The organism is Terriglobus albidus, assembly GCF_025685425.1.
In the GTDB taxonomy this organism is placed as follows: domain Bacteria; phylum Acidobacteriota; class Terriglobia; order Terriglobales; family Acidobacteriaceae; genus Terriglobus; species Terriglobus albidus.
The window spans coordinates 21,097-42,181 of sequence record NZ_JAGTAS010000034.1 but is presented as its reverse complement, the minus strand read 5'-3'; the positions used below and the strand labels follow the sequence as shown (position 1 = coordinate 42,181).

17 protein-coding genes are annotated in these 21,085 nt (G+C 58.1%); 13 read left to right on the top strand and 4 right to left on the bottom strand.

All coding sequences use genetic code 11. The features are described from left to right. Positions 1-372: 372 nt before the first annotated feature. Entirely contained in the window at positions 373-945 is a 573-nt protein-coding gene (locus tag OHL21_RS07060; RefSeq protein ID WP_263416551.1) for a heme NO-binding domain-containing protein, read from the bottom strand. A gap of 404 nt (positions 946-1,349) precedes the next feature. On the opposite strand from OHL21_RS07060, the gene OHL21_RS07055 reads away from it, so the two are divergent. The 7 genes from OHL21_RS07055 (at position 1,350) to OHL21_RS07025 (ending at position 7,081) form a co-directional block, all read left to right on the top strand. Further along, a complete protein-coding gene (locus OHL21_RS07055) occupies positions 1,350-2,408 on the top strand; it encodes a type III polyketide synthase (protein WP_263416550.1) in 1,059 nt (352 codons plus the stop codon). After that, a complete protein-coding gene (locus tag OHL21_RS07050; RefSeq protein ID WP_263416549.1) occupies positions 2,398-3,108 on the top strand; it encodes a methyltransferase domain-containing protein in 711 nt (236 codons plus the stop codon). Before OHL21_RS07055 ends, OHL21_RS07050 begins: the two co-directional genes overlap by 11 nt. Further along, entirely contained in the window at positions 3,105-4,271 is a 1,167-nt protein-coding gene (locus OHL21_RS07045; RefSeq protein ID WP_263416548.1) for an NAD(P)/FAD-dependent oxidoreductase, read from the top strand. The genes OHL21_RS07050 and OHL21_RS07045 overlap by 4 nt, the downstream gene beginning before the upstream one ends. Further along, on the top strand, positions 4,271-4,567 hold the full coding sequence (locus tag OHL21_RS07040; RefSeq protein WP_263416547.1) for an acyl carrier protein: 297 nt from the start codon (positions 4,271-4,273) through the stop codon (positions 4,565-4,567). Before OHL21_RS07045 ends, OHL21_RS07040 begins: the two co-directional genes overlap by 1 nt. Then, positions 4,564-5,778, top strand: coding sequence for a beta-ketoacyl-[acyl-carrier-protein] synthase family protein (locus tag OHL21_RS07035; RefSeq protein WP_263416546.1), 1,215 nt, complete (start codon positions 4,564-4,566; stop codon positions 5,776-5,778). Before OHL21_RS07040 ends, OHL21_RS07035 begins: the two co-directional genes overlap by 4 nt. 7 nt (positions 5,779-5,785) lie before the next feature. Beyond that, positions 5,786-6,298, top strand: coding sequence for a DUF2147 domain-containing protein (locus OHL21_RS07030; protein WP_263416545.1), 513 nt, complete (start codon positions 5,786-5,788; stop codon positions 6,296-6,298). A 342-nt stretch (positions 6,299-6,640) separates the two neighbouring features. Beyond that, positions 6,641-7,081, top strand: coding sequence for an REP-associated tyrosine transposase (locus tag OHL21_RS07025; protein WP_263416544.1), 441 nt, complete (start codon positions 6,641-6,643; stop codon positions 7,079-7,081). A gap of 82 nt (positions 7,082-7,163) precedes the next feature. On the opposite strand, the gene OHL21_RS07020 is transcribed toward OHL21_RS07025, so the two are convergent. Beyond that, positions 7,164-8,063, bottom strand: a complete 900-nt coding sequence (locus OHL21_RS07020) for a transaldolase family protein (RefSeq protein WP_263416543.1) — start codon at positions 8,061-8,063, stop codon at positions 7,164-7,166. A 300-nt stretch (positions 8,064-8,363) separates the two neighbouring features. Between OHL21_RS07020 and OHL21_RS07015 the strand changes: the two genes are divergently transcribed. The 6 genes from OHL21_RS07015 (at position 8,364) to OHL21_RS06990 (ending at position 14,874) form a co-directional block, all read left to right on the top strand. Further along, positions 8,364-9,245 carry an alpha/beta hydrolase gene (locus OHL21_RS07015; RefSeq protein WP_263416542.1) on the top strand — a complete coding sequence of 294 codons (882 nt, stop codon included), beginning with the start codon at positions 8,364-8,366 and terminating at the stop codon, positions 9,243-9,245. Positions 9,246-9,688: 443 nt separating this feature from the next. Beyond that, positions 9,689-10,627 carry an alpha/beta fold hydrolase gene (locus tag OHL21_RS07010; protein ID WP_263416541.1) on the top strand — a complete coding sequence of 313 codons (939 nt, stop codon included), beginning with the start codon at positions 9,689-9,691 and terminating at the stop codon, positions 10,625-10,627. A 16-nt stretch (positions 10,628-10,643) separates the two neighbouring features. After that, complete coding sequence (locus tag OHL21_RS07005; RefSeq protein WP_263416540.1) at positions 10,644-11,300, top strand: leucine-rich repeat domain-containing protein; 657 nt, start codon at positions 10,644-10,646, stop codon at positions 11,298-11,300. A 414-nt stretch (positions 11,301-11,714) separates the two neighbouring features. Next, positions 11,715-12,923 carry a DUF1080 domain-containing protein gene (locus OHL21_RS07000; protein WP_263416539.1) on the top strand — a complete coding sequence of 403 codons (1,209 nt, stop codon included), beginning with the start codon at positions 11,715-11,717 and terminating at the stop codon, positions 12,921-12,923. Positions 12,924-12,973: 50 nt separating this feature from the next. After that, positions 12,974-14,092: a sensor histidine kinase gene (locus tag OHL21_RS06995; RefSeq protein WP_263416538.1), complete on the top strand. Its 1,119-nt coding sequence runs from the start codon at positions 12,974-12,976 to the stop codon at positions 14,090-14,092. Continuing rightward, positions 14,089-14,874, top strand: a complete 786-nt coding sequence (locus tag OHL21_RS06990; RefSeq protein ID WP_263416537.1) for a LytR/AlgR family response regulator transcription factor — start codon at positions 14,089-14,091, stop codon at positions 14,872-14,874. The genes OHL21_RS06995 and OHL21_RS06990 overlap by 4 nt, the downstream gene beginning before the upstream one ends. Before the next feature lie 765 nt (positions 14,875-15,639). Here the strand turns inward: OHL21_RS06990 and OHL21_RS06985 are convergent. Together OHL21_RS06985 and OHL21_RS06980 are read right to left on the bottom strand one after the other, a co-directional pair. Continuing rightward, positions 15,640-17,028, bottom strand: coding sequence for a hypothetical protein (locus tag OHL21_RS06985; protein WP_263416536.1), 1,389 nt, complete (start codon positions 17,026-17,028; stop codon positions 15,640-15,642). Between the two features lie 122 nt (positions 17,029-17,150). After that, a complete protein-coding gene (locus OHL21_RS06980) occupies positions 17,151-20,369 on the bottom strand; it encodes a TonB-dependent receptor (protein WP_263416535.1) in 3,219 nt (1,072 codons plus the stop codon). Positions 20,370-21,085: the final 716 nt, after the last annotated feature.

The window sequence follows — 21,085 nt, the reverse complement described above, 5'->3', positions numbered from 1 at the left end:
TACGCTCTTCCAACACTCCGCTCGCTCTCCAAGGCATGCCTGACTTCTACACGCCTCCGCTCGACCTCGCGAAAGTGTTACCTATCTCCCCGGTCTAATCTGTTACCCATCTGCCCGGTCTGTACCCCCTATACGGCACGGCTAAAGCCGTGCCCTTAAGCAAAACATCGCGCTACGCGCGAACCAGAGATATGTGTTTGTTGCCGACGGATCACACTTATACTGCATCACTCTGTTGCGCGTAGCGCAACCATTTCGCACCAAAGGTGCGAATGTCTTGCTTAAGGGGACGGCTTTAGCCGTCCCGTACAGGAGTTACACGGATGGCGGCTTTAGCCGCTGAGGGCAGAATGGGCAACGAGTGACTGAGACCTACAGAAATAAAACGAACTTTGAGTCTTCCATATCGAGAGGTTCGTTGTCTGAGCTCAGGAACCGAACGCGATAAAGGCAGGTGTCGTCTTCCTGGTTGGCACACTTCAGCCGATCGAGCTCGATGTCATCGCCAAAGTATTCCGCTGCACCCATGGTCAGGCCTTCAACCAATCCGCATAGATTGAGGTGCGAGCGGTAGCCCACCAGCAGCGTTTGGTTGTCACCTTCGCAAACGGTGAGCTCCGGGAAGATCTCCGCCATATTCATCATTCCCAGTTCCGGGTCGAGCAACAGATCCCTCAGTGTAGTTGCCGCTGCGAACAACATAGGATAGTGGATGGCCATCAGAGGCACAGCTCGCCGTCCAAGCCAGAGCCAGGTCTCCACCTCAGTCTTGCCGAGCCGGTTGGCCGTGACCTGCACCAGAAGTATGAGCTCGTCGTCCGGATAACTGCCAAACGAGGCATAGATACCATCGCTCTCGGCCTGATCCAACAGGTCGTCCCACACATCAGAGTCGAACTCCGCGGTGACGATCTCTTCGAGCCAGTTAAATATGATGCCCTTCACAGTTACTTCCCTCAGGTGCTTCTTCGCCTCATCGGCGTGTGGGGGCAAGGGATGAGAGAGCTTGGTGTAAATCGAACCATGGGCACGGTACGAAAGATTTTGGGGTGTGTCGACAGATCGTTTTCGTTTTTTGGATGGGAGAGGTGGGCTTCAGCCCACCGTTATTCGCTCTGAAAGCAATGGGCTTTAGCCCTGGGCTTTTCGTCTCGGAGAATAAAGGCCCAAGGCTAAAGCCTATCTACTTTTTACGCCTTATTCAGCGGGCTGAAGCCCGCTGCTCCCACCCAACCCACCCAACCCACACCCAAAATTCCGTCGTCCTCCTCACCCGACCGCAATGACAAGAGAGTTACATCCATATTCTTCAAGCGCTCAGAAGCGAGCGTCTAAGATACTGAGACATCGTGACCCAGGCCTTTATTCATCGCATTGCAACCGCGGCTCCGGAACATGAGGTTCATGGAGCCTTCGTCGCCTTTGCCGGAAAACTACTGCAGGATGATCGTGCAAGGTCACTCTTTCATCGCATGGCGGCAAAGGCTGAGATCGAGCGGCGCTACTCCGTGCTGCAGGTCGTGCCGCCCTTTGCCGGCGATGCTGTCAATGCGAATGAGTTCTATCAACTGAATCGCTTTCCCGGCACCGAGGAGCGCATGCGCGTCTATGAACGATGGGCTCCGCGGCTGCTTCACAAAACTCTCGATCGCCTTCACCTGACCCCTGAGGAACGGAGCCGCATTCGTCATGTGATCGTGACCTCGTGCACCGGCCACTATGCGCCGGGGTTGGATTTCGCGATCATCGACTATCTCGGTCTGTCACGCGATGTCTCGCGGACGATGGTCGGATTCATGGGTTGCTATGCCGCTATCAACGGTCTGCGTCAGGCGCAACACATTGTCCGGTCCGCGCCGGATGAGAGCGTTCTGCTGGTAAACCTGGAGCTGTGCACCCTGCATCTGCAGGAGTCACAGGATCTGGCGGAGGTGTTGTCTTTTCTGATCTTCGGCGATGGCTGCGCGGTCAGCCTGATCTCGGCCGAGCCGGGTGGTCTGGCCATGGATGCGTTCCGCACTGTCATGGTCGAGGGCACACGCAATCTGATCACCTGGCGTATCGGCGATGGAGGCTTCCTGATGCATCTCTCAGGACAGGTACCCGGCGAGATTGAGAAGTGGCTGCGGCAGGCAGGAGGAGAGCTTGCAAACAATGACACTTCGCTGTGGGCGATTCATCCCGGTGGCAACTCGGTGCTGGATGCGGTGGAACGTGGGCTGGGACTTCCGGCGGAAGCGTTGACCGCGTCACGTCAGGTGCTGCGCAGTTATGGCAATATGTCTTCCGCGACAGTGATGTTTGTCCTGGAGGAGCTGATGCGCTCGGCACAGGCGGGAGAGAAAGGTCTGGCGATGTCGTTCGGCCCGGGGCTTACGGCGGAGACGATGGAGTTCCATGCTGTCTGAACGGAAGGACTTCAGCCAGCGGGCCCACCTTTCGGAGTGGATGGATGAGCCGTGTGCCTATCCGGTGTTTCGTGACTGCCTGCGTGATCTGGAAGAGGTGAATCGCGTGCTGAGTGGATATGCGCCCTCGCTCGCATGGATTGAAGAGTCGCTGCAGTGCTGCAGCGGTCCCGTTCACCTGCTGGATGTAGGCAGCGGCGGTGGAGGTCTGCTGCGTGCCGTGGAAGCTTCGGAGTTCGCTCGTGGACGCAGCGTAAAGCTCACAGGCATCGATCTGAATCCGCATGCGGCTCAGGCGGCGAAAGAGTTCACTCCGAAGGACTCTGCCATTGCGTGGATGACCGGAGATGTCTTCACGTACCGGGGACCCGCGACGTTGATTGTCAGCTCGCTGCTGACGCATCATCTGACCGAAGAGCAGATTGTGCGTTTCCTGGCATGGATGGAGGCGAAGGCCACCGGCGGATGGTTCATCAACGATCTTCGCCGCAGCGCCCGGGCGTATTACAGCTTCAAGGTGATGGCCTGGGCGTTGCGATGGCATCGCTTCGTGCGTCATGATGGGCCGGTATCGGTTCGCAGAGCGTTTCTGGCGGAGGACTGGGAGCGGATGTGTCGTGCGGCAGGACTTCCCATGAGCGAGATCCGCATTGAGGAAAAGCCATTTGCCCGCCTGTGTGTTTCGAGGCGGAAGCTATGAGGGCGATGCTCGATGTCATCATCGCCGGCGGCGGCCCTGCCGGCGCGGCGCTTGGCACAATGCTTGCCGGCCAGGGCCGCAGCGTCATGCTGTTTGAGAAGACAACTGCAGCGCAGGACAAGATGTGCGGCGAGTTCTTCAGCGAAGAAGGAGTTCGCTATCTTGCCGCTCTGGGCGTGGACCTACGTGCGCTTGGAGCTGTCCCCATCGGTGCGGTACGGCTGGCGGCGCGGGAGGTTCTTGCCGAGTGTCCTCTTCCCTTCGCCGGGCTTTCTCTTCCGCGCAGGATCGTCGACGAACATCTGCTGCAGCGTGCCGCTGAAAGTGGTGTTGCCGTGGTACGAGGAACGAGCGTGGAGCAGCTTACAGGTGCCCCAGGTGAATGGAGCATACGTCTTAGCGATGGAACGGAGGAGACAGCGAAGGACGCCTTTCTCGCTACGGGCAAGCACGATCTTCGCGGACGGAAGCGTACCGGGGGTTCACAGAACGACCTTGTCGCCTTCAAGATGTACTTCCGGTTGGCTGCGGAACAAGAGGAGCGCTTACGTGACTGGGTAGAGCTGATTCTCTTCCCCGGCGGCTACGCAGGGTTGCAACTCGCCGGCTCGGGCTGCGCCAACCTCAGCCTATTGCTCACCAAAAAATCCTTACGAGATTGCGGCGCCGAGTGGAGCCGCGTGCTTGCACATGCGGTGGTATCGTCCGCTCATTTGGAACGCAGGCTTGCGGGTGCAGTGCAGTTACGTTCCAGGCCGATCACGCTGTCATCCATTCCCTACGGATATCGTCGCATCTCCTCCGAGACTGAGCCGTGGTATCTCGGTGACCAGAGTGCAGTGATGCCGTCTTTTACGGGCGACGGTATGTCGATCGCGCTGCACTCCGCGTTTCTCGCCGCGGATGCGTATCGTCGCGGCGTGACGGCGCACACGTATCAGGCTATCCTGGCGCGGCAACTAAAGCGGCCCGTGCGGTTTGCGACGGCGCTCTCGCGATGCATGGTTTCGATGCCTGTGCTTGCGCATGCGCTCCGTCTGTATCCGGGCGCGATGGCGTGGATTGCCTCATGGACCCGCGTTCCATCACACTTTTTGAAGATTGGTGACAGTCACCGCAGTTCGCCTTACCCCTCATTTCACCGCTGTGCAGGAGATATCTGATGGAGATGGAAAAAATCCAGCAACTGGAAACAATCCAGCAACGCTGCATTGAACTGATCGCTGCGGCCAAGAAGGTTCCGCCGGAGACGCTCTCACCTGCTTCGACCTTTAAGGAGATCGGGCTCGACTCGCTGGATAAGGTAACGCTGGCCTTCGATGTGGAAGAAGCGTACGACATCGCCATTCCAGAGAGCGCGCTGGCCACGGTTCATACCATTGGCGCCATGGCGGCGGCGATTCAACAGGCGGTTGCGGCGAAACCTGTCACGGCCGATTCGCAAACGAGCCCGGTATGAGACGTGTTGCGATTACGGGCATGGGCTGTGTGACCGCCATCGGCATCGGCACGGAGAGATTCTTCCATGCGCTGCGCGAAGGCAGAGACGGCTTTCTTCCTCTCCCGGAGGAGGAGCGCGTTGGGTTGAACTTCAGCTCTACGGCACGGGTGGAGGATTTCCGGCCCGAGGAGCTGCTCTCTCCTGACCAGATGCTGCTCTCCGAGCGCTCATCGCAGTTTGCTCTCGTGGCGGCGCATGAGGCGATTGAAGAGTCTGGCATGCCGGCTACGCTCGACGGCAGCCGTATTGCTGTTGTCTTCGGCTGCTCCGCGGGCGGCAGAACGGCGGAAGAGCCGGCGCTGGAGAAGCTTTACACGCAGGGCGCGCGCGTTCATCCGCTTACGGTGCCGCGTGCGATGGCCAATGCGGGCACCAGCCTGGTCTCGATGGAGTATGGCATCACCGGGCCTGCCTATACTGTCTCCACCGCATGTGCGTCCGCGACGCACGCTATTGGCCAGGCCTTTCACATGGTGCGCTCCGGCATGGTAGACGCTGCGATCACCGGGGGTCATGACGCTCCCTTGACCTTCGGCTTTCTGCGGGCATGGAACAGCCTGCGTGTGGTCTCACCCACCTTCAGCCGTCCTTTCGCCAAAGACCGCGACGGCATGACGCTGGGGGAAGGCTCGGCTGTGCTGGTTCTGGAAGAGATGGAGAGCGCGCTACGGCGAGGAGCGCTTGTACTGGGAGAGATCGCCGGCTTCGGTATGTCTTCGGATGCGCGGCACATCACCCAGCCTGCACCCAGTGGAGCGGCCGCCGCCATGCGCACTGCTCTGCTGGACTGCGGCGATCTACGCGCACCCGTTCGCCACATCAATGCACACGGCACAGGAACCGTCGTCAATGACGGGACAGAGGCGGAGGCGATCCACATGGTCTTTGAAGAGGAGACAGGCAGGATTCCGGTGACCTCCACCAAGTCGACGCACGGCCATGCGATGGGCGCCTCTGGAGCGCTGGAGGCCGTAGCGACTGTGCTTGCCTTACAGCATGGCGAACTGCCGCATACAGCGCATGCCAGCGAGATCGACCCAGAGCTCGCACTCGATGTGATTACCGGTGAACCGCGAGCGCTAGAGCGAACCAGTGAGCCGGTGCTCGCACTGTCTAACTCCTTCGCCTTTGGCGGACTGAATGCGGTGCTGGCCTTTCGCTCCGTTTGAGGGATCTATGCTGAGGCTGATTGCCGGTATCTTTCTCATAATTGCGGCCACATTGCAGGCCGAGCAGCCCGGTGTGTTGGGTGATTGGGTGGAGCCCACGGGATCCGTCATCCGTATTGCGCCGTGCGGTCAGGAGTTGTGTGCGCGGCTGATTGCGATCAGCCGCCAGGCCCCTACGCCGTTCGATAGCAATAATCCGGATGCGGCGAAACGTAACCAGCCATTGTGTGGCCTGATGATCGGGCATGGCTTTCATCTCTCGGATCAGAACCATGCGGACGGTGGTTATCTTTACGATCCGAAATCGGGGAAGACGTATCACGGCTCGATGACGCGGAGTGGAGATCGATTGGAGTTGCGTGGGTATGTTGGGATCAAGCTGTTTGGAAGGACTGAGGTGTGGAGCAGGCCGGGGAATGTGAGTGCTTGTACGGGTGATGGTTTTTTAAGCGGTACCTCAGCGGCTAAAGCCGCGTGTTTTGCGGCTTCTGTTTCGGCACGGCTGAAGCCGTGCCCTTAAGCAAGGCATTCGCGCGGAGCGCGAACGGAAAAGCGTCTCGTTAGGGTTTGTGAGGCTGACATTCTGATAGCCTTCGCTAGAATATTTCCCTGCAGGTGTATTGCAGGGCTTCTGCATCAATAGGCGTTTCCCGCAATGAAAACGCCACGGCACTCCTATTCCGAGATACCCAGCAACGGGAAAATGCTCTGTCATCGAACGAACTTGTTCGTTCGATGTCCGTTCGCGCGACGCGCGAATGTCTTGCTTAAGGGGGCGGCTTTTAGCCGTCCCGTACAGAGCCGGGGAGAAAGGCGGCTTTAGCCGCTGAGGTACTCGTCCACGTCAAATACAATTCATCTTATGGCGATCCCGACACGTACAGCGAGACCCGGGACGTATTTCGTCACATCTCTGGTCGCCAATCGACGTAGAGTCTTTCAAGTTACGCGGAATGCTGAGTTGCTTCTCGAGACGCTGGATCATTACCGGGAGAACTATCTTCTACACGCGTACGTCGTGATGCCGGATCATATCCATCTGCTGCTGACTCCGACACAGATAACACTCGAACGAACAATGCAACTGATCAAGGGTGGGTTCTCTTATCGCTTCCATGCATCGCAATCTGTATGGCAGCGAGGATTTACAGACCATCGAATTCGGAATGCAGAAGAATACGTAACACGCCTTGCATACATCGCGCAGAATCCTGTGCGAGCAAGGCTGTGTACTACAGCTGAGGAGTATCCGTATTCTTCTGTCAATCCAACGATTCGGCTGGACGAGTACCTCAGCGGCTAAAGCCGCGTGTTTTGTGGCTTTTACGGCACGGCTGAAGCCGTGCCCTTAAGCAAGACGATCGCGCGGAGCGCGATGGATGCTTTTACGACGCTTTGCGCAATGTCGAGCGGTAGTCTTCGACGAACTTGCGGATGCCCTTGTCCGTGAGCTCGTGCTTGATGTTGAAGTTCTGCCAGGGCTGATTCAGATCGATCTCGCGATACTCCATCGGTTTTCCGTTGAACTGGTAATGGAAGTTCTCATCCGGCATCTGCTTGCCGGCTTCGACCCATTCCAGAATCACCTTTGCCGGAACCGTGACCAGGTCAACGCCGATCTGGAAACAACGCATCAGATGCGGCAGACTGCGAATGCTTGCGCCCAGGATATGGACGTGGCCGTCACCTGAGGCGAACATGCGTTTGATGTTCGCCAGCAGGTCCATGCCGTTCCATCCGATGTCGTCGAGACGCCCGACGAAGGGTGAAACATAAACCGGGAACTTCGAACCTTTGGTCGCCGCATAAACTGCGGCGGCCTGTTCCTGCGAGAAGCACAGGGTCATGTTCACGCGCATTCCCTGCGCGACGGAGCGCTGCGCTGCCTTCAGACCTTCGGTCGTGCAGGGATATTTGATGTAGGCGTTCGGAATCCAGGTAAACATCTCCTGGCCTTGCTTCAGCATCTGGTCGGCGGTGGTGTCGAAGTCGGCAAAGACCTCGATCGAGACACCGGCGCTTCCCACCATGGGTGAGATCTCCTGCACAATTTTGCGGTAGGCGGCGCGTTCCTCAGCTTCGCTCAGCGAACGGCCGGACTCGACCCGCTTTTTTACCTCGGGGTTCTTGGCGATCAGGGACGGATTGGTGGTCTGGCCGTCGACATATCCGAGCGCTTCCTTGACCCGCATCGTCTCTGCCGGATCGCCACCATCGACGAGAATCTTCGGGCCCGGATGGGTGGAACGGCCATCTTTGGTTTGAGCGGTATCAACGTTTGCCATGTGATTTCCCCCTGACGGGGTTGCGGCTCACAGACTCAGGCGACGCAAGGTTGACGATAGATTCAATGGAATCCGCACCGCCCGGAGATATCGCCGAAATGGCGTGTGTCTATGCGAACCCTCTCCCGTTGTAGGTTAGACGCCGGGGTCCTTCAGCCCGTGGCCTCATGATGCAAATTTGATAATCGGGAAACGGGCACAGCGCACAGGATGAAGACCTGAGCATTTTCCGGGAACCGATCTACGCAATCTTTCGTATTCCCTTAAGACCTGAAAGATCTTTCATAGCAAGGTGGTGTCGTGAGGAAGCCAAACCGTCTTTTTCTACAGTGCGTCTTTTGGGGCGTAGTTGCTGCTCTGTGCTGGACCGTTCGCCTGCAAGCGCAGACTCCGGATACCGGCGGCACACCGTATACCTATCGCGAAGTGCAGGGAGAGGCTCTGAAGGCGTATGTCTTCTCTCCTCAAGAGAGGAGCGGGACGCGGCATCCAGCGATCCTGATGTTTCACGGCGGAGCCTGGCAGCTTGGCGATGCCTCCTGGATGTTCCAACGAGCCAGAGAGTTTGCCCAAGACGGCATGGTTGCGATTGCCGTCGAGTACCGGCTCAGCCTGCATGGCCAATCTCCAGTAGAAGGCGTGGACGACGCCTGTGCAGCGTTTCTATGGGTACGCGCGCATGCCGCCGAGCTCCATATCGATCCGGACAGAGTGGCGGGGTATGGTGTCTCGGCCGGCGGACATCTGGTTGCCGCCGCCGCGACGCTTCCCGCGATCAGCGGCGTTCCCATTCCCGCGGAAGCGCGGCCGAATGCGATGCTGCTCTACTCCCCTGCCTTGAATACGGGAACTGATGCTTACTTCATGCGGCTGATGAACGGTCACGGAGATCCGCACCAGTACTCTCCATCGGACTTTATCTCCTCTACTCTGCCGCCGACACTTATCATCCAGGGAGAGAAGGACTCCATCGTCTATGCCGACGATGCCAAGACCTTCTGCGCGAAAGCGACACAATTACACGCGCGGTGCGAGCTGCACGTCTATCCGAATGTGGGTCACCTGCTGACGCGCAACCTGAAGGTGCAATACAAGGATTTCGACAGTGATCCTGAAGACGCCGCCGACGCACACAAGCGCGAGGATGAGTTTCTGCGCTCGCTTCATTATGTGACGAGGTGAAGCATCACGCTCGGTGGGCATTGGGGTGACCCGCGTATTGCCATCATTTCGCCAGAATCATTTACATGCGGCAACACAATGGAGTCAATCCCGGTGGGAGCAGCGGGCTTCAGCCCGCTGATTCAGGAGCTAAATGAGACGGGCTTTAGCCCTGGGCATTCTCCTATGGGAAGCAAAAAGCCCAGGGCTAAAGCCCATTTTTTGTTGGGAACGGATAAACCGAGGGCTAAAAGCCCTCGGCTCCCACCGGAGCCAGCAAAGCTGGCTCCATTTATCTCTCACGCTCTTCGCGCGATGTGCAGGAGCTCTTCCCATTCTTAGGATAGCAAGCCACACCTTTCAGAAACAGACTGTTTTTCGGTCCCGTTTCCGGATACGTTCAACCCTCGGGCTGGAGGAGGAACGTGCATCTACGCACGTCTTACCACCCCAGGAGGGAAAACATGTTGGTTGCGGCGAACAGGTTCGAAGGTTCCACGGTTGATGCCATCGCACCCCAGGTTGGACCGGCAGGCGTCGATATCGCCTATCAGCGTCTCGGCGATCCGCTGGCGCCCGCGGTGCTGCTGATCATGGGAGTAGCGGCACAGTCGATCCACTGGCCGGATCCTTTGTGCAATGCCCTGCTCGACTGCGGGCTGCAGGTGATTCGCTTCGATAACCGCGATTCTGGACTGTCCACACATCTCAGCGATGCTCCGGTTCCGAATCTTCACGCTGTGCTCGCCGGAGATCTGTCGTCGGTGTCCTACACGCTCTCTGATATGGCGGCCGATGCAGTGGGACTGCTTGATGCACTGGAGATTGAGGAGGCTCATGTTGTGGGAGCTTCGATGGGCGGACAGATCGCGCAGACCATGGCCATTGAGCATCCCACACGCGTGCGCTCCTTGTGTTCGATCATGTCCACGACCGGGAACATGACCGTAGGCCAGCCCGCTCCGGAGGTGCTGCGGGAGTTGTTCTCCGGAGGTCCGGTGGAGACGCGCGAGCAGGCCATCGAGCAATCTCTACGGGCGATGCGTATCGTTGGCTCGCCGGGGTATCCGATTGATGAAGACGAAGTGGCAGCTCGCGCTGGCATTGCCTTTGACCGGTCACATGATCGTGTCGCGACAGCTCGCCAGGCAATTGCGGCTGTTGCCTCGGGAGACAGGACAGAACGGCTGCGGCAACTACAGCTTCCAACGCTGGTGATTCACGGACTGGCCGATCGTATGTGCGACGTCAGCGGAGGACGCGCGACCGCGGATGCGATCTCCGGGGCGAAGCTCGTACTGATCGAAGGAATGGGACACAATCTTCCGCCGGGACTGCGGCTGCAGCTGGCTGCACGGATCACCGAATTTGTTTGGCATGTGGAGCGCGTCTCGTTGCGGTGAGTTTAAGATTTCGTCTATGTCTGCAGACATCACGATCAATCTCTGGAAACAGCGGCTCGGTACGGTACCCGCTGAAATATGGGAACGGACAGAGGCCACGGTCTTGATTCTGGCCGACAACGGCCTGACGGAGATCTCGCCGCGCATCGGCAACATGCAGCGTCTGCGAACGCTGGATCTTGGGCACAACCAGATTGCGTCATTGCCGGAAGAGATCGGAGAGCTCACCGCGCTCTCCGACTTTCTCTATCTTCATGACAACCGGCTGACGTCATTGCCAGCTTCGATCGCAAGACTTACACGGGTGCGCTATCTGAATATCAGTGAGAACCAGCTCTCGGTATTCCCCGAGAGCATCTGTCAGATGTCCGGTCTGTTAGAACTTCGAATGACAGACAATCAGATCTCGCAGCTCCCGGCATCGATTGGAACAATGGCGCAATTGAGGGAGCTTCATCTTCGGAATAATCGGTTGCGCACGCTTCCGGAGGAGATTGCTGGTTTATCAGAGCTACGGCAGATCGATCTTCGCGGGAATCCGATTGAGACTCTTCCGGATGCAATGGCGCGGCTTCCTAAATTGGAGAAGCTGGATCTGCGATGGGTAACGACGCTTGCGGAGCCGGCGTGGTTGGGTGATCTGGAAACGCGTGGCTGTTTGGTTTATCGGTGATGAATGGAGTACGTTTGAGCTTGAATACGGACCTCAGCGGCTAAAGCCGCGTTTTCTTCAGGCACGGCTGAAGCCATGCCCTTAAGCAAAACATCGCGCTGCGCGCGAACGGGTGTGCGGATAGCGTCTTGCCGGATTGCGCTGATGCGCGTAGCGCAACCATTTCACACTGCAAGTGCGAATGTCTTGCTTAAGGGGACGGCTTCAGCCGTCCCGTAAAAAGCTTGAGTGAGATGGCGGCTTTAGCCGCTGAGGTACATGGGGCACCCAGTTTCGTGGTGAACAACAAAGCGGGTCCTTCGCTTACGCTCAGGATGACAGGCTACCTTCATCCCATAAGCCGTTTCGCAACTTGCCTGTCCGGTTTGCAACATTTCAGAAGACGCAGCGATAACTCCCGCATAGGCTCGGCGCATGCAAATTCATTCGCCAGCGCTCCTTTCGGAATGCGGCTCGTCGTATCGCCGCCTGTTCTCTCTCTGGATAGTTTTAACGCTCTTTGTCCTGGCCGCCGGGCAACTTGCTTATGCGGCCGACACCATCAAGGTTCCCATGACCCGTGACGGCTGGACGGTTACGGCGGGCACGGTGGACTTCGCTGAATACATGGGCCGTCCGGCGATCTCCCTGAAGGCAGGCGACTATGCCAAACACATCCCAACCGGGGCGGCCGTGCTGAAGTCGATCAACTTCCACAACGGCACCATTGAATACGACGTCGTCGCCACCAGCAGCATGGGCGCGGGCTTCATCTTCCGCCGCGCCGATAAAGACAACTACGAGATGTTCTACCTGCGTCCGCGTCCGAAATGCGAGGATGCTCCAGACTGCATCCAGTACGCTCCGGAGACGCATGGCGCTCTGCTGTGGGATGTCTTTCCGCAGTACCAGGGACCGGCGCCGCTCCAACAGGACGGGTGGAACCATGTGAAGCTTGTAGTAAACGGCAAGCGCATGAATATCTTCGTCAATGGAGCCGCGACGCCCACACTGAAGGTCGGCCGGCTGGAAGGAGACGCGGAAGAAGGCTCCATCATGATTGAGGGTCCCGGCGTCTTCTCCAACATCACCGTCACTCCGGATGCGACCGAAGGCCTCACCGCCGAGCCGGAAAAAGATGACACTGACGCCGACAACTGTTATGTGCGGCACTGGCAGATCTCATCCGTCTCGAAACTGGAAGCGAATAAGGCTCCTGCTTACGGCGGCATGCCCGCCGCCTCCGCGGAATGGAGGCCGGTTGACGCCGAACGCGATGGCTTCATCAATGTCAGCCGCATCTATGGCGTTCCGGTCGACCGGCCGAAGCGGTCTGTCGTGTGGCTGAAGACCACCATCCACTCCAGTAAGGCGCAGGTAAAACATCTCTCCTTCGGATGGCTCCGCGAGGCCTTCGTCTACGTCAACGGAGACCTGGTCTTTGCCGACAAAAATCTATACATGCAGGCCGCATCTGGACGCAAGACGCCCGACGGACGTCTCTCGCTCCAGAACGGAGGTCTAACCCTGCCGTTGAAAGAAGGTGATAACGAAGTGGCGATTGCCGTCGTCAATGACTTCTATGGATGGGGCATCGTGATGCACCTGGACGATATGGATAACGTCACCCTGGCAACACGGTAGAAGGCTACACGGTAACATTGGCGGGACAGAGATTCAGACGAGGAGGTGTGGTGATCGAAAAGCAACCCCGGTCGTTCGTAGACAGCCGCCTGATGACCACACGCTGGGGCCGCTGGCTGCCGGCGGTTCCGCTCTGGAGCCTTATTGGTCTGTTGTTTGCTTTGCCCCAGCTATCCACTCCGCAGCGGCACAGCATGCTGCTGATGTCGCTGACGCAGTGGTGGTCATGGGGGTTGGTCACTCCGCTTCTTTTCTGGGTCGACGACCGCCTTCCATTGCGGGAGCGGCAACTGGGGCTTCGCATCCTGGTCCAGATCGTTCCCAGTCTGCTGCTCACCACGTTCTATCTCTACGTTCTGATGGCAATGCGCGCCCTGATGGGCTTATCCCATTGGAGCGCGCTCGCCGGAACGCGCCTGATCGTCAGCGCGTTTACCGGCGGCATTCTATGGAACTGGCTGATCTACTGGCTGATCTTCGGCGCACGCCAGACCTTTCTCTATTACAAGCACTACATCGACAGCGAGCTGCGGCTGGAGAGGATGGAGCGCAGCTTCTCGCAGGCGCGGCTGAATGCTCTGCGTATGCAACTGGATCCGCACTTCCTCTTCAATGCGCTCAACGCCGTCTCCTCCCAGGTGGAGCGTGATCCTCGCCTGGCGCGGCGCATGATTGAACACCTGGGCGATCTTCTACGCCTCTCGCTTGAATCCCGTGACCGTCAGGAAGTTCCTCTGGTGGAGGAGATGGCTTTTCTGGATCACTACGTCGCGATCCAGAAGATCCGCTTCGGCAATGCATTGCATATCGAAACCTGTATCGATCCCGAGGTGAAGTACGCACTGGTTCCCTGCTTCATCGTGCAGCCGCTGGTGGAAAACGCGATTCGCCACGGCATCTCACGGCGTTCTGCAGGAGGCTCCGTGACGGTGACGGCGCAACGCCGCGCGGAGCAGGTCGAGATCCGCATCGCTGACGATGGCGTCGGGCTGCCGCCGGAGTGGTCACTGGAGACATCTGCGGGCCTGGGGCTTTCGGTCACTCGCGAGCGGATTACCACGCTCCACAACGGCTCCAGTAGTTTTTCCGTGACACGCCGCCCTACCGGCGGAACAGAAGTTGAGATCGTACTTCCACTCCGCTCTGCGAACGAGAACCGGGAAGCATGACGTCACAATCTTCGGAACGGCTGCGCGTACTTGTTGTCGACGACGAAGCGCCCGCGCGTCAGCGCATCATCGATCTGCTGAAGAAGGATACGCAGATCGAGACGGTGCTGGAGGCGGGCGACGGTCTGGCTGCGGTGCAAGCAATCGAACGCGAGGCGCTCGATCTCGTCTTCCTCGATGTCCAGATGCCGGAGCTCGATGGTCTTGGCGTGATTGAAGCGATTGGCGCGGAACGGATGCCGCTGACCATCTTCGTCACGGCGTACGATCAACACGCGATCCGCGCCTTTGAAGCCAACGCGCTCGATTATCTGTTGAAGCCCTTCAGTGATGAACGCCTGGAAGCAGCAGTTGCCCGTGCAAAGACTCGCCATCTGGAGCGCAACATGCAGGCGCTGGGATTGGGCATGCTGCGCATGGTCGCCGCGGCGGGCTCGTCAGGACGCAGTATCGATCGTCTGGTGGTGAAGTCGGCCGGCGTGACCCGTTTTCTTCGCGTCGTCGAGATCGACTGGATTGAAGCGGCGGGGGTGTATGCCAATCTGCATGTGGGTGGGAAAGAGATTCTCTATCGTGCGAGCTTGAACGAACTTGCCGAGAGTTTGGATGCGATGCGGTTTATCCGCGTTCATCGATCGGCGATTGTGAACATCGACAGCATTCTTGAGCTGCACTCACTTTCGCATGGCGAGTTTGAGCTGGTATTGAAGGATGGTCATCGGTCGCGCGTGAGCAGGACGTATCGGGCGGAGTTGGAGAAACGGTTGGGGCAGTCGCTGTAGAGGAACGCTGATAGGCAGTACTCCACAATCTGAGTTCGGGTGTGCCGAGAGTCAAGCGCTGAAGGCGCGCTCTATACCAGCCTGGGGCAACGCCCCAGGTTTGATACCCACAAGAAGTTAAAGGGCTGAAGGCCCGCCCCATAGTAAGAGTCTTCAATCCGACCGTATCGTCCGATAGGCATACAACGCTTTCACGAACTGTTTCGTTTGTGACGATTGGGAATTATAAATCGGGCCTTCAGCCCTCTTAGGCTTTTCTGCCTTCGTACCTGGGGCGTTGCCCCAGGCTGGTATAGGACGCGCCTTCAGCGCTAAACACATCTATCTGGCTCAAGCTTCGTTTCATCCCAATGCTCGAACGTTTCCACCTGCCATAAAATTAACTGAGTCACCAGGAAGAAGCTGCCCTTGAACGCACCTCAGAATATCTATGACGATCCGGAGTTCTTTGCGGGATACGCAAGCTGCGTGAGATCTCCGTTCCTATTGATTGGTGCGAACCGAAATTGATTTGGTGGCGTGAGAACAGCTAAGTATCGAGCGCAAGCTCGATCCGGTGGGAGCCGTGGGCTTCAGCCCACGGGTTAGCGGTCTAAAAGAATTGGGCTTTAGCCCTGGGCTTTCTGATTCCATAAGCGAAAGCCCATTCATTTTTGTGTGTCAATCAGCGGGCTGAAGCCCGCTGCTCCCACCCGATTCGTGACTTCCCCGCCCACCCTAGCGTTGCGAGGGTGGGGCACCCACTAGGGGAAGATCTCCTTCCCTCTACGGCATCAAGACAAAGTTCTGGATCGCGATCTTCGAACCTCCGCGAGCACGCTCTTTATCGGGAGCAATCACCAGCGTGATCTCGTCGAACTGGCGATGTCTTGCCGCTGCGGGAAGCTCAAAGCGCATCGATTCATGCACCGGCGGGCGTGTCAGCGAGATGTGTTTGGCCTGGCTGGATGGAATCACGATGCTCCCGAGCGAGATCGATTGCCGGCTCTTGAGCGAAGTATCTCTCAACCGCACTTCGAGACGAATGATTCCCGGACGCGCGTCGCCGTTCAGCAGGTCCACGCGCAGTGCATGGCAGCATTCCAGGCTCACAGGCGTGGGCAGCAGCTGGTGTGCCTCCATCTGCAGGGGATATTCATCCGTGGAGCGGACGTTGGCCTTGATGGGATCGCCGCGCTGCACTCTGGCATCCCGTCTCGGTTGCAGGTCAGGGTGTTTGAAGTACCAGTAGACGCCGTCGAATGGAATCACGACCGGCTTGGCGATCGCTGTCGCGAACGATGTCTGTTCGCCCCGGGTCGGCGGCACAATAGGCGGATGCGGCTTTGGCGGAAGCATCAAGATAACGCCGGAGTAGCCACTACTCGGGACGCTCGCCTGAGTGGATTTGATGACTGGCGGCCGGATCGCGAGCAATCCGCTCAACGACTGCACGCCATAGGCACGTTGGAGAAAGGGTGTGAGCGCAGTCGCCAGCAGCAAGAAGGCCGTCGCCGTCTGCACGAAGGCGGCTTTGGAGAAACGGCGGCGCTGACGGCGCAGGCGATTGGGACGAACGATAGGATGACGCAGCAGCAGGATCAGCAGGCAGATGGAGAACAGGCCCGCGGCCATCCACGGGCTGCCGTTCATCAGGGATGCAACGCCTGCCTGTGCAGCGACAACGACGACCACATACGGCAGGAGCGTACGCCACAGCGGCACGACTGTCTCTGTCTGGAAGAGCGGCCGTGGAGAGGGAGTGATTGGGCTCTCCGGTTCCGGCGTCTCGGCACGATCATTCCAAAGCGCGAGATAGATCATGGCATTCGCACATGCCCAGGGCACGATACAGCAGAGCCAGAGGGAGTGTTCCGCATTCAGCAGCGAGACCAGCGGCAGCCAAACAATCGCCGCCCAGATATGGAGCATGAGCAGGCTGACCGGCGCGTGCAGATACTCGCGGATCAGTCGCCAGATCGCCCAGACCGTTGCCAGGTGAATGCAGGCGGCGATGGCGAGATCGATAGCCGCTCGCAGAAAGAGCTGCGCCAGGCTGAGGCTTGGCCGGGATGGAGGCACCAGAACCAGCGTGACGGCGACGCTGGTGGCGAGAATGCTGCCGATGAGCGGCAGCAGCATGGGTGATGAGATCTGATTGGAGCGCGTGAACATCGGTAAGCCCTCAGAGCGGAAATCACGAGCGTTACCCATCTTGCCTGTATTTTCGCGATTGCGAAAGTGCCTTAAACGAAAAAGCCCGGCAGACATGCCGGGCCTTTCTTTGGTTACCGCTTTTAGAAACTGAGTTTCGCAGCGAATTGGATGTTGAACGGTTCGCCGACACCGAGACCCGGAGCCGAAGAAGCATTACGCGTATTGGTGATCAGGCCGAAGGAGCTTGAGGTTGGCGTCACCGTTGGATTGGCAAAATTGTTCAGGTTGAAGACGTTGAAGATCTCCGCACGGAACTCGCTCATCACCCGTTCGGTTACCGGGGTGCGCTTGATCAGGGAGAAATCAACTGTGTGGAAGATCGGTCCCGTGAAGGCGTCGCGCCGCAGGTTGCCGTAGGTAAAGGATGCAGGTGTGCTGAACGCGACGCTTGCAGGCTGAAGATAGCGATACGTGCGGCCGGAGGAAGAGCTGGTGGCAAGCTGCGTGCCGCCGACATACGGACTTACACCGTTCCAGTTCGGGCGGTTCTTCAGCTCGCCGGTGCCATCCACGTTGGTGGAGTACTGCGGGCTGATGGGCGTCCCCGATGTGAACTGCAGCAGTGCATTCACCTGGTAGCCCTGCGTGATCCGCTTGGCCTTATCGGTGAACTTGGGCAGGTTGTAATAGACGTACCCGGTCAGTACATGGCGATTGTCGAAGGTGCTGGGACCGTAGTCGGCCTTCAGGTCATAGCTGTTCATCGGCGTCGTGTTGCTTGATGCGTAGTCCAGCGACTTCGACCAGGTGTAGTTGAAGGTGGTGATCAGGCCCTTCCACGCCGCCTGCTTGATAGTCGTCTGCAGCGAATGGAAGTTCGAGTTCGCGGCAAAGTTCAACTGGTTGATGGCCAGCAGCCTTTGCCCGGCAAACTTGGCATTCATGTTCGGAAAGGTCGTCTGTTGGTAGGGCCGCGCATTTGCCAGTGAGATGCCGGCTGCCAGATCGCTGATCTTCGGCTGGTTGATGTTGTACAGCACTTCCAAATGACGTCCGAAGGTGCCGACGTAGCCGAAGGTAAAGAGCGTGGTGCGCGAAAGCTGTTGTTCAATGTTGAAGCTAACAGTGGAAGACCGAGGCATCTTGAAGTTCTGATTGACGCCGTATGCTCCCACCTGCGGAGCCGTGGAGGCGGCAAACGGATTGACGTTCACTGCCCAACGGACGTTGGTCTGGTTGTAGATTGCCGCGGCATCAGGCCCGGCGGGATTGTTCTGCGCATATGCACCGCCACCGTTGGTGGTGGTGCCGGAGATCCAGCTGCTCATCGCCGGGAAATCGTAGAACAGGCCATAGGAACCACGAATGACGGTGCGGTCGTTATCGAACGGCGAATAAGAGAAGCCGACGCGCGGAGCAGCGCCGGAGAAGTAGTTCGGGTAGTAGCCCTTGTTGAAGCCGGGAGTTGAGCCCGGAACGAACATATAGATATCGTCGGCTTCAGCATTGATGACGCCTGGAATGGTGTAACGCACACCGAGGTTGAGGTTCAGACGCTTGTTGAGCTTGATGTTGTCCTGTGCCCACAGGTCTTCGGTATTCAGAGTCCACACGCGCTGCGCGTTGCCCTGAAGCAGGCGCGCACCGGAGGAGTTGGAGGGCATACCGGCAAGGAAGTCAGAGAGAGCGCCAAGCGCTGTACCGGAACCTCCCCACGGACCACGCGAGCCGTCGAAGGCAAAGGTGCCGCGGGCGCTGGAGAAGTAGAGCTGATTGACGTTGGAGTGGCGGTACTCGCCACCGAATTTCATATCGTGGCGGCCGAGAGTCCAGTGCAGATTGTCCGTCACGTGGCCGGTGACGTCGGTACGGCCCGAGGGCTGGGTGACGCCGACGCCATCAAACTGCGACATCGTAATGGTGGGCGCACCCGCGGCGACGATGCCGGAGAGCCCAAGATTCAGACCGGCGTTCTGCTGCGGATAGAAGTTCTGGTTAGCGTCGTTGAAGGTTTGCAGGAAGTAGTTAGTCGCCAGCGTGACCTGATTCAGCACGCGTGGGGTGATGGTGTAGGTATCGACGACGGAGAAGTTATGAATGTGCATCGGCGCGGTCTGGAAATAATCCGCGTAGTATGACGTCGTCAGTGGAGCCGTCTGCTTACCGGTGGTCCCCAGGTAGCGGGCAGACAGCGTATGAGCATCGCTGAAGTGATGGTCGATCTTGAGGATGCCGTTGAAGCTGTTGTAGTTCGCCGTGTTGTTCATGATGATGTTGTTCGCGGCGGCAGGGGCAGACTTGGTGTTTGCGGGATACAGCAGCTTGTAGAGATTCAGGCTGAGCTGGTTCGCGGCGTATGGAGCGTTCGTTGCCGGATCGGTGTACCTGGCGATATTGGCCGTTGCAGCCGCAATCCACGGATCGGAGACGACCGTATCGACGATGGCGGTATTTGCTTTCGCGATCTGTACTTCTCCGGCGATGAAGAAGAAGGTGCGGTCTCTCCAGATGGGTCCACCGACCGTAAAGCCACCCTGGTGATTACGGATCAGCGGCTTCTTACTGCCAACCGCAGCTACCGGCGAGATGGCGGCAAAGTATTCGTTGCGGTCGAAGTAGAAGAGATCGCCATGCAGGCTGTTGGTGCCCGACTTGATCACCATGTTGGAGTTCGCGCCAGCGTTGCGGCCTTGATCCGCCTCGCCACCCGACTGCATGGAGAACTGGTCGATCGCCTCAATCGGAATCAGGCCGCCGGCAATACCGGCGATCCCGCCCTGGTTAGACGCGACGATACCAAGCCACGGATCAACATTGTCCGCGCCGTCCACCTGGAAGTTGATACTGGCGGTACGTGAACCGTTGACGGAGTTAGTGAGAGCGCTGGCGCCGGGAACGAACTTCACCATCTGGGTGAAGTTACGTCCGTTCATCGGCATCTCCTGTACCGACTTGGAATCAATCACAGCGACCAGAGCGCTGGAGGTGGTATCGGCCTGAATGGCATCGGCCTGCACATCGACGATCATGTCCTGGGCACCAACGGCCAGCTCGACGCGAAGTGCGGTGGTCTTCGAGACGGCAATGTCGATGTCGTCAATCTTCTTGGTAGCAAAGCCAGGACTGCTGACACTGAGTGAATACTTGCCGACAGGCAGCTCCGTAAAGGTGAAGTCACCGGTTCCCGTCGATGTCGAGTTCAATACCGTGCCCGTCGCAGGATTGGTAAGAACCACTTTGACATTTGCAAGCACAGCGCCCTGAGCATCTGTCACGTTGCCTGAGAGCGTACCGCGGAAGGTCTGCCCCATTGCCGAAACGGGTATGAGATAGAGAAGTATCCAGAGAAGACGTCGCATCTAACCTCCAAAGAAAAACAGCAAAGATGTGGGTTTACCGGAACTAAAGTATGTGTTTTAGACAGTGGGGCCCGTGTAGAGACACGTATCCTGTCTGCGCCGGAGGACGCATTCAGGTGCTCTTGGAGCGTTTTCCCTGTTGCCGGGTATCCCGGAAAGGGCGTGCAGAGCGCGTTTTCATTGAGGAAAACGCTCGTAGATGCAGAAGCCCTACTCTACACCTACAGGGAAATGCTCTAGAGACATCGACACAGATGCAGAGCGAACGTGTGCTGACTGGTGGTTCGCAAAGAGGGCCGTCCAGACTGTCTGAATTGTGAAACGAATTAGATGTACTTTACGAATGACCTCGAACGAAGTCAAGCGTTCCAACGCTTGATATTTGCTGGTTGCGACGTTTGAGCAGGATCTTTCCGTAGATCTGCTGCATGCAATGCGTAGCTCTACTGAATGCACCGCGTACCCCGATACGCGATGGGTGGGATGTTCGAGCGAAGCTCGAATCGGTGGGAGCATCGGGGTCCCCGGCCAGCATTGCTGGCTGGGGTAAAGGCGTGGGCTTTTTAGCTTGGCTGAAGCCCGCTGTTACAGTGCGCCCTATCTTCCTCGTGTCGGCCACAGACTGACCCTATGGAGGACCAAGCGCTGAAGGCGCGCTCTATACCAGCCTGGGGCAACGCCCCAGGTGCGTGATACCCACAAGTTGTTAAAGGGCT